Source organism: Rhizobium beringeri (assembly GCF_004306515.1).
GTDB lineage: Bacteria > Pseudomonadota > Alphaproteobacteria > Rhizobiales > Rhizobiaceae > Rhizobium > Rhizobium beringeri.
Genome location: NZ_SILG01000001.1, coordinates 1,497,601 through 1,510,768, shown reverse-complemented (window position 1 = coordinate 1,510,768; position 13,168 = coordinate 1,497,601). Strand labels below are relative to the sequence as shown.

Sequence of the window (13,168 nt, the reverse complement as noted above, 5' to 3'; positions counted from 1 at the left end):
TCTCGAGGAATAGCTATGGGGCTGGCCGGGCTAACTCAGTTAGCCGGGCTAACTGAGTTCGCCGGGCTAACTGAGTTAGCCGAGCTAACTGAGTTTCACGACGCCGGAGCGGCCGACGACGCAGTTGCGGCCGCTCTTCTTTGCCGCGTAGAGCCTGCCGTCGGCAGCCGTCAGCACGGCGGTGAAATCGACGCCGTCCTCATCGGCGGTCGCAACGCCGATACTGACCGTGACCGGCCTGTCATCCGGCGTTTTGACGCTGGTCGCGATCGTCCAACGCAGTCGCTCGGCAAGCAACAGACCTTCTTCGTGGTCGGTGCCCGGACAAACGGCAACGAATTCCTCACCGCCGAAGCGGAAAACGCGGTCGCTGGAACGCAGCGTCGTACCGAGCCGAGCGGCTATCGCCTTCAGCACCTCGTCGCCCTGGAGATGGCCGTAGCCGTCATTGACATCCTTGAAGTGATCGGCGTCGATAATGAGGACGGTAGCGAACAACCCCTGCTTCAGTGCCTCCAGCAGCATCAGCGGCGCTTCCATTTCCATGCGCGTCCGATCGTAGACGCCAGTGAGCATGTCGCGGCCGGTGCGCTCAAGAAGATCGTTGTAGCGCTCGCGAAACGTCAGGTCGCCGAATACGTCGCTAATCGAGCGTGCGGACCCGGCTACGCCGATACGGCGAACACGATACTCATAGATCGCAAACATCGCCGCATAGAGGCAGACGGCAAGCATTTTCGCCTTCCATCCGCCCCAGAATGCGGCGATCGGCACATCCAGGAAGTAATGCAGCGCGGCGAAGAAGCCGATCTGGTCAAAGGTCAGCAGCACGAAGCCCGAAATCAGGAAACGCAGGACGACGCGGCGGCGGAAGAAATCGCCGAGTTTTTCGTAAAGCAGGATGATGCCGAGCGAATCGACATAGAGCAGCGCCGTGCCCCAGACCATCAGCCAGCCCATCTCCTTGAGAAAATCGACGTCAGGCGTGTGGTTGGTCGACATCTGCAGCGGCTGGTGCAACTGCAGCACCCAGGCAATACCGACGGTGAGCAGGTTGCCGAGGAACAGGCCGTAGATCGGCTGGCGCACCGTCGCCGCATCCTCCTGCAGGTAAAGCATCAGGATCATCATCAGCTTGCCGGAAAAGAAGATCGATGAGCCCGGCGACACATCGCCAAACGGCAGCGAGACGTAGAAGACCGCCGCCAGATAGGTCTCCATGAAATGCATGACGCCGAGCGCCGTCAGGAAAACCCCGAGACCGAGCCGATGACGGAAATGCAGAAGCGTCACCATCAGCACGAAATAGGCGATGGCTTCGACGACGAAGAGAAGGAGGTTGAGTGTCTCCATCATGAGACCTCGGCTCCGGACGTTCGGCCTCCTGCTGGCGCGGTGATCGCGACAACGAATCCTTTGGTCAATCGTCCGAAACAGTCAAACACGGGGGTGTCCTGCAAATCCTGCAGGCGATACCTTTCACCGCAATCCTTTAAGATTGCGTGAGTGAGAACGCGCTTGCTGGAGAGCACCCGGATCACACACAGGAATAGTTACAGCCGGTATCAAGGACCTATGCCCGGATCCCGATTTCAGACCTGACGAAGCTTCTCGCCGTCACCAAAGAGCGACGAACCATGCTGATCGATAATCTGCTGCGCCTTGCGCACCGTGCATTCGATCGCATCGTCGGAGGAGGTAAACAGATCGGCGCGGATGAAATTGCGCACCAGCACCTCGTCGCCGACCTTCTTTTCGATGCGGCCGGCCAGGCGATACTGGCTGCCCTCCCTACGCGGCTCTGCATAGATCGTGCAATCGCCGTAAAGCTGCGGCTCGCCGGAAGGGCCTGCCGATTCCGTCGCCGGTTTGCTGCCGCCGGAGAACATCGAAAAGATATTTGAAATGAACGAAGCCATGCTCCGCCTTTAGCACGGCGATATCGCTGTCGCCAAGTCAAATGATCAGGTTGGCGAGGATCTCGTTTTCGGTAATATCCTCGTAACCCATGCCGGCTGCTTCGAAATTTCCGATCAGCCGGGCGAAATTCTCAGGCGCCTTGGTTTCGATGCCGATCAGAATCGAGCCGAAGTTGCGCGCCGATTTCTTCAGATATTCGAAGCGGGCGATATCGTCGTCGGGGCCGAGCAGATTGAGGAAATCCCGGAGTGCGCCAGGGCGCTGCGCGAGCCGCAGGATGAAGTATTTCTTCAGCCCTGCGTAACGCATGGCTCTTTCCTTTACGTCAGGCAGACGCTCGAAATCGAAATTGCCGCCGGAGACGACGGCAACGATGGTCTTGCCGCGGATTGCTTGGCCGTCCATCGCGGCGATCGCCGTCAGCGACAGGGCGCCGGCTGGCTCCAGCACGACGCCCTCGACATTCAGCATCTCCTGAATGGTGACGCAGATGGCGTTCTCCGGCATCAGTTGCACCTGCTCGGTCGGAAAATCGCGAAGGGCCGCGAAATTCAGGTCGCCGATGCGCGCCACTGCGGCGCCATCAACGAAATTGTCGACCTTGGGAAGCGTCGTCACCGCGCCCGCCTCGATGCTGCGCTTAAGGCTCGGCGCGCCGGCTGGCTCAGTGAAGACGAAAGCCGATTTCGGCACCGTGCCGTCGAGATAACCGGTGATGCCGGCAGCAAGTCCACCGCCGCCGACCGGCAGGACGACCATGTCCGGCACCGTGCCCTCCGGCAGTTGCTGCATGATTTCGGCGGCCACCGTCGCCTGACCCTCGATGATGTCGGCATGGTCGAAGGGCGGCACCATGACGCCTCCGACTGCCTCCACATGTTCGCGCGCGGCCTGGTAGCACTGGTCGAAGAAGTCGCCGAACAGCCGGATGGTGATGAATTCGGCGCCGAACATGCGGGTCTTGTCGATCTTCTGTTGCGGTGTCGTCACCGGCATGAAGACGACGCCCGGCACGCCGAAATGGCGGCAGACGAAAGCAAAGCCCTGGGCGTGATTGCCGGCCGAGGCGCAGACGAAGGTCTTGCCGGCAGCACCCTGCCCGATCGCCTTGCGGAAGAAATTGAAGGCGCCGCGGATCTTGTAGGAGCGCACCGGCGACAGATCTTCGCGCTTCAGCCAGATATCGGCCCCGTAGCGGGCCGAAAGATGATCATTGAGTTGCAGCGGCGTTGCCGGAAACAGGCTGCGCATCGCCTCTTCGGCGCTTTCGACATCGAGTTTCGTCACGGGCGTGGTCCATTCTCTCAATTAGCCACCGCCGCTATGGCACAGGCCAACCGGCAAAAGAAAGCCCGTTTCGGCCGTTTCCGGTTCGCTCCCGGACCGGATCGCTCCGAAGAAGGCTTTCTTAAGCCAATCGCGAATTGGCGGCACATGAACTGATTTTAACTGTCAATGAAAAGGGCGGCCACTTATATGAAGCTATGATGATCTTTAAATTCGCAAAACCGCTCGCCTGGCTGCTGCTCGCCTTCATCATCTTCGTCACGGTTTCGCCGATCGGAGAGAGGCCGGATACAGTCACGATGGTCGATGTTGACCGCGCGGTTGCCTATCTACTTCTCGGCCTCGCCTTCGCGCTTTCCTATCCGAAACAATGGAAAACGGTGGCCGTGCTGCTGATCGTCGGCGCATTCGCCATCGAATGGCTGCAATATTTCGCGCCGACCCGCCATCCGCGCCTGCATGACGCGAGCATCAAGGCGATGGGTACAGCCCTCGGTCTGCTGGCTGGCTGGGTGATTAACAAATGGCGCGATACGAAGGCGCCAAACGCCCTTCCGTTCGCAGAACGCTGAATATCAGCGGGATCGGCTAGAAAGCGCGTAATTGCACTGCCCAGAAGAACAGTGGTATCGCGGCCATCGCAGTTCCGAGAACAAGCGCGACACTGGTCTTGAAGACGCGGATGCGCCTAGTCCTTGCCCCACTCCAATCGTAAACCATCGTCTTACTCCCACAAGACAACACTTACTCCACCGCCGCGGCGCAATCCTTGCACCGAAAATGCCATATGCAAGCAATAGCGCGCTTTTATCCACAATATACACGCATAATACAAGCATATTCGAACGGGATTATAAAGGTGGTGCGGGCGACGGGGGTCGAACCCGTACAGCCAAGGCCGAGGGATTTTAAGTCCCTTGCGTCTACCAGTTTCGCCACGCCCGCTTGCGGCGTTTTCAATATCTTGCGTCATGGGCGATGGGAAGAGCCGCAAGCCGTAAAAATCATGCCTGTCTTGGCCAGTTGCACCGCCGAATGATCCGTCACACATTTTCCGCCGGAAAGCCGCGACCGATCAAGGGGCCCGGTCTGTCGCGGGAGAAACGGAAAAGACGCGGCGAGCCTCACGCCCGCCGCGCCTTTATCATTTCAGTGCCGAAGATCAGGCGAGCTTGGCGGCAAGCTTGGCGATGTGGGCGCCCTGATATTTCGCGCCTTCCAGCTCGATCTCGGAAGGCTGGCGCGAGCCGTCGCCGTTGGTGATGGTGGAAGCGCCGTAGGGCGAGCCGCCCTTGACTTCCTCGGTGCCCATCTGGCCCTGGAAGGCGTAAGGCAGGCCGGCAACAACCATGCCCTGGTGCAGGAAGGTGGGGATGAAGCCGAGGATGGTCGATTCCTGGCCGCCGTGCTGGGTGGCCGAGGAGGTGAAGACCGAACCGAGCTTGCCGACGAGTTTGCCGGCGAACCAGAGTCCGCCCGTCTGATCCCAGAAGTTACGCATCTGCGAGGCGACCGTGCCGAAGCGGGTGCCGGCGCCGACGATGATCGCATCGTAGTCGGCCAGTTCGTCGACGGTGGCGATCGGAGCCGCCTGATCGACCTTGTAGTAGGAAGCCTTGGCGACGTCTTCCGGAACCAGTTCCGGAACGCGCTTGACGGTAACCTCGGCACCGGCCGACTTCGCGCCTTCGGCAACGGCGTAGGCCATGGTTTCGATATGGCCGTAAGCCGAATAATAAAGGACGAGAACCTTCGCCATCTTCAATCTCCCTTGGAGCACTGGTTGAATTTCGTGACCGAGGGAGTTCTATCAGCGCCTATATCCGAACACAGCCATGCCATGAAGAACTCAGTGTTCAGCATCCGTAGACGAAAATTCACTTGCGTTTTCATTTCAGCAAAAATGAACCTATCGCCGAACAGCATTCAGATTTCCGGCTGGCTCGGCCTGAAATCTGAATGCTGTGCCCGCTTGCATTTTTCGGCATCATGCTCTGGCTGTTTGCAAAGCGGCCGAACGGCACTACCTATTCACCAGCCTCAGATCACGGAACATCCCATGAGCCAAGACATCGTCGTCACCGCCGCCATGCTCGCCATCGGCGACGAACTTCTTTCCGGCCGCACCAAGGACAAAAATATCGGCCATCTCGCCGATCTGCTCACGCTTTCCGGCATCGATCTCAAGGAGGTGCGCATCGTCGCCGACGACGAGGAGGCGATCGTCGAGGCGCTGAACGCGCTTCGCGGCAAATATGATTACGTCTTCACCTCGGGCGGTATCGGGCCGACGCATGACGACATCACCGCCGATGCCATCTCCAAGGCTTTCGGCGTGCCTTGCGAATATGACGAAGTGGCAATGACGCTGCTTGCCGAGATGTACCGGCGCCGCGAGATGGAATTCACCGAAGCGCGCCAACGCATGGCGCGCATGCCGCGAGGGGCGGTGCATATCGCCAATCCGGTCTCGACCGCGCCGGGCTTCATCATCGGCAACGTCCATGTCATGGCCGGCGTGCCGCAGGTGTTCCAGGCAATGGTCGACAATGTGCTGCCGACGCTTCGAACCGGCACGCCGGTGCTTTCGCTCGCCATCGCCTGCCCTTACGGCGAAGGCGAGATCGGCACGCCCTTGACCGCGATCCAGAAGGCACATCCGGAAACCAGCATCGGCTCCTACCCGCGCTATGTCGGCCAGAAATTCTCGACCGAGATCGTCGTACGCGGTCGCTCGCAGGCGGTAATCGACGCGGCCGGCGCCGAAGTCCGGGAGATGATCGACGCCATCCGCCAGAGGAAGGACATCGCCGAAAACCATTCCGCCGAGGCTTGAGGGAAACGCCGGAACTCAGGACCATCCTTGATCCCCATCAAGGAACAGCAGAACGGTCCGGTGCATTCCTTTCCTCGCGCAAGCCATTTCAGCGCAAGGAGAATTGATATGTCTTACAAAACCATTCTCGCCATTCTCGATACATCAGACAATAGCGGCGCGGTTGCCGATTTCGCCTTTGCCATGGCCGCTGAAAGCGGCGCCCATGTGATCGGCCTGCATGCCGAAATCATCTCCGCCGTGCCGCTGGTGGCGCCGATGGAAATCCCCGATCCCGTCGCCGTGCAGGCGCTGCAGGACATGGCGCATAGCGAAACGATTGCGGTCGAGCGTATCTTCAGGGCGAAAGCGGAGGCATCAGGCGCTTCCTCCGAGTGGCGCAGCTTTGCCACATCAACCGGATACGGCTCCGCACCGCTGATCGAAAGTGCGCGCAGCGCCGACCTCTTAATCGCCTCACAGGCCGACCCGGCCAGACCTTCCGACAGCCACGTCGACGTCGACAGTTTCCTCTTCGAAAGCGGCCGGCCGGTGCTGATGATCCCCTATATCATCCGCCAGCCGAAGCCGATCAAGCGCGTGCTTATCGCCTGGAACGGCTCGAAGGAGGCGGCGCGCGCGACCTTCGACGCGCTGCCGATCCTCAAAGCCGCCGACGAGGTGGAGATCTTTTCGGTCGATCCGGCCGACACGGCGCTGCAATCGCCGCTGACCGCAGGTGCCGACATCGCCGCGACGCTTGCGCGTCATGGCGTGAAGACGACGCTTTCGACGGCGCAAAGTGTGGACAAAAGCGCATCCCATGTCATCGAAAACAGGCTTTCGGACAGCAGCATCGATCTTCTCGTCATGGGCGCCTATACGCATTCCTGGCTCTGGCAGATGATCTTTGGTGGCACGACCAAGACCCTGCTGCAATCGATGACGGCGCTGACCCTGTTATCGCGTTGATTGGCTGCTCTTGCCTTTTGCCGGCAAATCCCGCTAATTGCGGCGACCGATGACAGCTTCGAGCCTCGGCCCCATCTCGCGCAGTTCCGGCTGCGCGATTTGCGTTTTGCCAATCGCCGCTTCAAGCCCGTCCGGTCGCCGGCAAACGGCGTGTCGTTTTTTCATGCCGCGGAGCAGCCCGATGTCCCTTCCCGATAAAGCCTTTCCCGTTTCCTGGGATCAGTTCCACCGCGATGCGCGCGCGCTTGCCTGGCGGCTTGCCGGCCTTGATCAGACGTTCAAGGCGATCGTCTGCATCACCCGCGGCGGCCTCGTTCCGGCTGCGATCATTTCGCGCGAACTGAACATCCGGCTGATCGAGACCGTCTGCGTCGCGTCCTATCATGACTATGTGAACCAGGGGGACATGGTGCTGCTCAAGGGAATAGCGCCCGAACTTCAGGAAAATGGCGGCGAAGGCGTTCTCGTCGTCGACGACCTGACGGATACCGGCAAGACCGCCGCACAGGTGCGCGCCATGCTGCCGAAGGCACATTTCGCCTGCGTCTATGCCAAGCCGAAGGGCGTACCGACCGTCGACACCTTCATCACCGAGGTGAGCCAGGATACCTGGATCTACTTCCCCTGGGACATGGGCTTCACCTATCAGGAGCCGATCGCCAAGGGCGCGCGCTGATCGCCACCGATCGCAACGCGCAACCTTCGCATTTACTACTTGAAATTGTTCCAGATTTTGTCGGCGAGGTTTTCTGAATCCGCTATCGGGATCTGCACATCTATTTTATCTTATTCGCATAAACACTGCATAATTCCTTAAATCGGAATCGATTTAAGGATAAAATTATGCAGAAATTCAAAGTGTTACAGCGTCCTTAGCGCGTCTAAAGAAGACGCGCGGCGCTGTAAGAAGCTGCGAATCGCGTCAAATTGCGCTTAAAGCGTGCAACAAACGATGCGATATAAGGAAGCAAGATGGCGCGGTGGGGGCATATAGGAGCGGTTGTGACCGTCGGGTTGGCGACCTTTCTATTTCCGCTGGCGCCTGTCCGCGCTGAGCCTGCCTACATTCCCCTCGTGCGCGACTATGTCGAGAAGCGGATCCGACCAATAGTGGAAACGCCATTGGTGCTGAACGCCATTGCCGAGCAGAACGCGAAATTCGACAATGTCAGCGAAATGGATATGCGCGTGCTCGACGAGACCTACCGGTCGGAGGTCGATCAGCACCACCTGCATATGGTCAAGCTGCTGCTCGACAAATCCGTGTCGCACTATCTGAAAGCCAGGCAGGACGCCTCGCAAGGGGTGATCGTCGAGTTTTTCGTCATTGACTCGCATGGGCTGAATGTCGGGCAGAGCACCATCACCGCCGACTATTGGCAGGGCGACGAGGAGAAATATCTCAGAACCTTCGCCAACAGCTCCCGGGAGATCTTCATCGACCGGGCCGAACGCAACGAATCCACCCAGAATCTCGAAACGCAGGCGAGCTTCGTCGTCATGGACGAAGAGAACAGGCCGATTGGCGTCGCCATCGCTACCATCGCCATCGATGCGCTCTAAAGCGCGTCGCAATCTTTCAGATTCGCTCCCCGCGCTTTAGGTCTTTATTTCCAACGCTCGTCGTTACCGCAAAACCGCTTTACAGTTTTGCGCGACATGCTCTCAGGGCGCTGATTTCCTCTGCGAATCGCCATGCGCATTTGCGCCGGAAATGCCATCACAAGATTTGCCGCAGGACGCTTTTTTGCCGTTCCGACCTTTTCCTTAGCCGGCAACACCTGCAAGCCATTGTAATTTCAGCGCTCCCCGGCTTTCCCCAATCTCCACAGGCGCATCCACAACATGTTGTGGTTAGCAATCAATTAAAAGCCAGCCCTTGACGGAATCAGCTGTTTCAAACTTTACTGTTCCTGATGTTGCGGCGGCGACAGGACCGGAGGTAACGAGCCCGGTTCCCTTTTGAAAATTAGGACGCAGAATCAGGGCGATGGACCGGGAACGGTTCAGGCCTGACAGGGTTTTTGCGCGGTTTTCAGCCTCCAAAAAAAGTGACATTGGGACTGGCGATAATAAGCTGTTAATACTATATTTAGTGTTTGCAGCCACCATCACCACAAGATACAGGAAGGTCATCTCCGGATGACACCCCTGTCACGATACGGAAACGAGACTGGCTGCGCGACGACAAAGTGCCGCCGGATAGGAATTTTGCGCCGAGGTCGCGGGGACCGGGCGCCAACACGAGGTCAAGACCATGCGCATCGAACGTCGTTTCACGAAGGCCGGCCAAGGCGCCTATGCGGATATCGAATTCCGCAAGGCGACGAGCGAGATCAAGAACCCTGACGGTTCGGTCGTGTTCCGCCTCGAGAATATCGATGTTCCCGCGCAGTTCTCCCAGGTCGCGACCGACGTTCTGGCGCAGAAGTATTTCCGCAAGGCCGGCGTTCCCACTCGGCTGAAGAAGGTCGAGGAAAACGACGTTCCTTCCTTCCTGTGGCGCTCCGTTCCCGACGATGCTGCGCTGAAGGCCCTGTCCAAGGACGAGCAGACCGGCTCCGAAATCGATGCGCGCCAGGTCTTCGACCGTCTTGCCGGCACCTGGACCTATTGGGGCTGGAAGGGCGGCTATTTCTCCTCCGAGGAAGATGCCTCGGCCTTCAAGGACGAGCTTGCCTATATGCTCGCCACCCAGCGCGTCGCCCCGAACTCGCCGCAGTGGTTCAACACCGGCCTGCACTGGGCCTACGGCATCGATGGTCCCGGCCAGGGCCATTTCTACGTCGATCCCTTCACCGGCAAGCTGACCAAGTCCAAGTCGGCCTATGAACACCCGCAGCCGCATGCCTGCTTCATCCAGTCTGTCGAGGACGATCTCGTCAACGAAGGCGGCATCATGGACCTTTGGGTGCGTGAGGCGCGCCTGTTCAAATACGGCTCCGGTACCGGCTCCAACTTCTCGATGCTGCGCGGCGAAGGCGAAAAGCTTTCCGGCGGCGGCCGCTCCTCCGGCCTGATGAGCTTCCTGAAGATCGGCGACCGCGCCGCCGGCGCCATCAAATCGGGCGGCACGACGCGCCGCGCCGCCAAGATGGTGGTCGTCGACATCGACCATCCCGATATCGAGGAATACATCAACTGGAAGGTCAAGGAAGAGCAGAAGGTCGCAGCCCTCGTCACCGGCTCCAAGGTCGTCGCCAAGCATCTGAAGGCGATCATGAAGGCCTGCTTCAACTGCGAAGGCGGTGACAACGGCGATTGCTACGATCCCAACAAGAACCCTGCCCTGAAGCGCGAAATCCGCGCCGCCAAGAAGGACCAGGTTCCCGAGAACTACGTCCAGCGCGTCATCCAGTTCGCCCGCCAGGGCTACAAGGATCTCCAATTCAAGACCTACGACACGGATTGGGATTCGGAAGCCTACCTCACGGTATCCGGCCAGAACTCCAACAACTCCGTCTCGATCAAGGACGACTTCCTGCGCGCCGTCGAGAATGATGGCGAATGGAACCTGACCGCCCGCAAGGACGGCCGGGTGATGAAGACGCTGAAGGCCCGCGATCTCTGGGAAACCATTTCCTACGCCGCCTGGGCTTCGGCCGATCCGGGCATCCATTTCAACACGACGATGAACGACTGGCACACTTCGCCGGCCGGCGGCCCGATCCGCGGCTCGAACCCGTGCTCGGAATACATGTTCCTCGACGACACGGCCTGCAACCTTGCCTCGCTGAACCTGCTGCAGTTCAAGGACAAGGCCACCAAGCGCATCAACATCGCCGATTACGAACATGCGGTTCGCCTGTGGACCGTCGTGCTCGAAGTCTCGGTCATGATGGCGCAGTTCCCGTCGAAGCGCATTGCCGAACTCTCCTACGAATACCGCACGCTCGGCCTTGGCTACGCCAATATCGGCGGCCTGCTGATGTCGTCAGGCATTCCCTATGACTCCACTGAGGCCCGCGCCATCGCAGGGTCGCTGACCGCGATCATGACCGGCATCTGCTATGCGACCTCGGCCGAAATGGCTGCCGAGCTCGGCCCGTTCCCGAATTTCGCGCCGAACCGCGAGAGCATGCTCAAAGTCATTCGCAACCATCGCCGTGCGGCGCATGGCGAGAGCTCCGGCTATGAAGCGCTGTCGATCAACCCGGTCGCGCTGATCCATTCGGAAAACCCAGACCAGGATCTCGTCGCCCACGCCAAATCGGCCTGGGACAAGGCGCTCGAGCTTGGTGAACAGCATGGCTACCGCAATGCCCAGGTCTCGGTCATCGCGCCCACAGGCACGATCGGTCTCGTCATGGATTGCGACACCACCGGCATCGAGCCCGACTTTGCCCTCGTCAAGTTCAAGAAGCTCGCCGGCGGCGGCTACTTCAAGATCATCAACCGCGCCGTGCCCGACGCGCTGCGCACGCTCGGCTATTCGGAAAGCCAGATCGCCGAGATCGAAGCCTATGCTGTCGGCCACGGCAATCTGAACCAGGCGCCGGCGATCAATCCGTCGACGCTGAAGACCAAGGGCTTCACCGACGAAAAGGTCGAAGCCGTCAATGCCGCGCTGAAGAGCGCCTTCGACATCAAGTTCGTCTTCAACCAGTGGACGCTCGGCGCCGACTTCCTGAAGGATACGCTGAAGGTTTCCGACGAACAGCTCGCCGACATGAGCTTCAGCCTGCTCGACCATATCGGCTTCTCGAAGAAGGACATCGAAGCCGCCAACATCCATGTCTGCGGCGCGATGACGCTGGAAGGCGCGCCCTTCCTCAAGGCGGAACACCTGCCGGTCTTCGATTGCGCTAATCCTTGCGGCAAGATCGGCAAGCGCTACCTCTCGGTGGAAAGCCATATCCGCATGATGGCGGCTGCCCAGCCGTTCATCTCGGGTGCGATTTCCAAGACGATCAACATGCCGAACGAGGCGACCGTCGAGGATTGCAAGAACGCCTACATGCTCTCCTGGAAGCTTGGCCTCAAGGCCAACGCGCTCTATCGCGACGGCTCGAAGCTGTCGCAGCCGCTTAATTCCTCGCTGATCGAGGACGAAGACGACGAGGATGCGCTGGAGGAACTGCTGCAGGCGCCCCTCGCCGCCCAGGCCGTCACCGTCACCGAGAAGATCATCGAGCGGGTGATCGAGCGTGTTTCCCGCGAACGCGAGAAGCTGCCGAACCGCCGCCAGGGCTATACCCAGAAGGCCGCCGTCGGCGGACATAAGGTCTATCTCCGCACCGGCGAATTCGGCGACGGCCGCATCGGCGAGATCTTCATCGACATGCACAAGGAAGGCGCTGCCTTCCGTGCGATGATGAACAATTTCGCCATCGCCATCTCGCTCGGCCTGCAATATGGCGTGCCGCTCGAAGAATATGTCGAGGCTTTCACCTTCACCAAGTTCGAGCCGGCCGGCATGGTCATCGGCAATGACGCGATCAAGAACGCCACCTCGATCCTCGACTATGTCTTCCGCGAGCTTGCCGTCTCCTATCTCGGCCGCCACGACCTGGCGCATGTCGATACGTCGGACTTCTCGAACACGGCACTCGGCAAGGGCATCCAGGAAGGCAAGACCAACCTGCTCTCCACCGGCTGGACCCGCGGCTACAAGCCGACGCTGGTGTCCGGCACCGGCGGCGAACGCCAGGCAGGCGAACCCAAGGGTGCGGCCACCGCCGCCCCTGCCCGCGCCGCCTCCACCGGCACTGTGACTGCCTTTGCAGGCAGCGCTGCCCGCAAGCTGGAGTCGACGATTGCCGTCTCCACCTCCGAAATCGTCGCCTTCAAGCGCGATTACGAGGAGCGCGCCAAGGAATTGGCGGAAGAGATCGCCGAAGAGGTGACCGAGGAACTCACCAGCGACGCAACGGCCTTGTTCTCCGACAAGGCGGCAGCGGACGCAGCAACGGCGAAATCCGAGGCCAAGAAGCGGGAAGCCGAACGCCGCCAGCGCTCGATCATGCAGGGCTATACCGGCAACATGTGCTCGGAGTGCCAGAACTTCACGATGGTGCGGAATGGCACCTGCGAGAAGTGCGATACCTGCGGTGCAACGAGTGGGTGCAGCTGAGTAGGCTCTTCCTATTCTTTCTTCAGCTCTAAAAATATCGTGGGAGGTCCGGGCAACCGGGCCTCTCATACTTTCATAAACAATATTGAAATTGGAACTTT

General features: G+C 59.6%; 11 protein-coding genes and 1 tRNA gene. 6 read left to right on the top strand and 6 right to left on the bottom strand.

Annotation, left to right across the window (positions count from 1 at the left end; translation table 11 throughout):
• Window positions 1–84: 84 nt before the first annotated feature.
• The 3 genes from ELH03_RS07735 to ilvA all read right to left on the bottom strand — a co-directional run bounded on the left by ELH03_RS07735 (window position 85) and on the right by ilvA (window position 3,207).
• Window positions 85–1,356 (bottom strand): GGDEF domain-containing protein, encoded by a 1,272-nt coding sequence (locus ELH03_RS07735; protein WP_128403019.1) that lies wholly within the window; start codon window positions 1,354–1,356, stop codon window positions 85–87.
• 236 nt (window positions 1,357–1,592) lie between these two features.
• Window positions 1,593–1,919 carry an HlyU family transcriptional regulator gene (locus ELH03_RS07730; RefSeq protein WP_128403020.1) on the bottom strand — a complete coding sequence of 109 codons (327 nt, stop codon included), beginning with the start codon at window positions 1,917–1,919 and terminating at the stop codon, window positions 1,593–1,595.
• Between the two features lie 37 nt (window positions 1,920–1,956).
• Window positions 1,957–3,207 (bottom strand): threonine ammonia-lyase, encoded by a 1,251-nt coding sequence (gene ilvA, locus ELH03_RS07725; protein WP_128412142.1) that lies wholly within the window; start codon window positions 3,205–3,207, stop codon window positions 1,957–1,959.
• 137 nt (window positions 3,208–3,344) lie between these two features.
• On the opposite strand from ilvA, the gene ELH03_RS07720 reads away from it, so the two are divergent.
• Window positions 3,345–3,779 (top strand): VanZ family protein, encoded by a 435-nt coding sequence (locus ELH03_RS07720; RefSeq protein ID WP_128403022.1) that lies wholly within the window; start codon window positions 3,345–3,347, stop codon window positions 3,777–3,779.
• A 288-nt stretch (window positions 3,780–4,067) separates the two neighbouring features.
• On the opposite strand, the gene ELH03_RS07715 is transcribed toward ELH03_RS07720, so the two are convergent.
• Window positions 4,068–4,152, bottom strand: a tRNA-Leu gene (locus tag ELH03_RS07715).
• 217 nt (window positions 4,153–4,369) lie between these two features.
• Window positions 4,370–4,966: an NAD(P)H:quinone oxidoreductase type IV gene (wrbA, locus tag ELH03_RS07710; protein WP_017993703.1), complete on the bottom strand. Its 597-nt coding sequence runs from the start codon at window positions 4,964–4,966 to the stop codon at window positions 4,370–4,372.
• A 300-nt stretch (window positions 4,967–5,266) separates the two neighbouring features.
• On the opposite strand from wrbA, the gene ELH03_RS07705 reads away from it, so the two are divergent.
• The 4 genes from ELH03_RS07705 to ELH03_RS07690 all read left to right on the top strand — a co-directional run bounded on the left by ELH03_RS07705 (window position 5,267) and on the right by ELH03_RS07690 (window position 8,557).
• A complete protein-coding gene (locus ELH03_RS07705; protein WP_128412143.1) occupies window positions 5,267–6,043 on the top strand; it encodes a competence/damage-inducible protein A in 777 nt (258 codons plus the stop codon).
• Window positions 6,044–6,151: 108 nt separating this feature from the next.
• Window positions 6,152–6,994, top strand: coding sequence for a universal stress protein (locus tag ELH03_RS07700; protein WP_128403024.1), 843 nt, complete (start codon window positions 6,152–6,154; stop codon window positions 6,992–6,994).
• A 181-nt stretch (window positions 6,995–7,175) separates the two neighbouring features.
• Entirely contained in the window at window positions 7,176–7,670 is a 495-nt protein-coding gene (gene gpt, locus ELH03_RS07695) for a xanthine phosphoribosyltransferase (RefSeq protein WP_128403025.1), read from the top strand.
• A gap of 296 nt (window positions 7,671–7,966) precedes the next feature.
• Window positions 7,967–8,557, top strand: coding sequence for a hypothetical protein (locus tag ELH03_RS07690; RefSeq protein WP_128412144.1), 591 nt, complete (start codon window positions 7,967–7,969; stop codon window positions 8,555–8,557).
• Between the two features lie 291 nt (window positions 8,558–8,848).
• Here ELH03_RS07690 and ELH03_RS37325 read toward each other — a convergent pair whose 3' ends face one another.
• On the bottom strand, window positions 8,849–9,130 hold the full coding sequence (locus ELH03_RS37325; RefSeq protein ID WP_164902102.1) for a hypothetical protein: 282 nt from the start codon (window positions 9,128–9,130) through the stop codon (window positions 8,849–8,851).
• A gap of 121 nt (window positions 9,131–9,251) precedes the next feature.
• Here ELH03_RS37325 and ELH03_RS07680 point away from each other — a divergent pair, with 121 nt between their 5' ends.
• Window positions 9,252–13,067, top strand: coding sequence for a vitamin B12-dependent ribonucleotide reductase (locus ELH03_RS07680; protein ID WP_128403028.1), 3,816 nt, complete (start codon window positions 9,252–9,254; stop codon window positions 13,065–13,067).
• The last annotated feature ends 101 nt before the right edge of the window (window positions 13,068–13,168 follow it).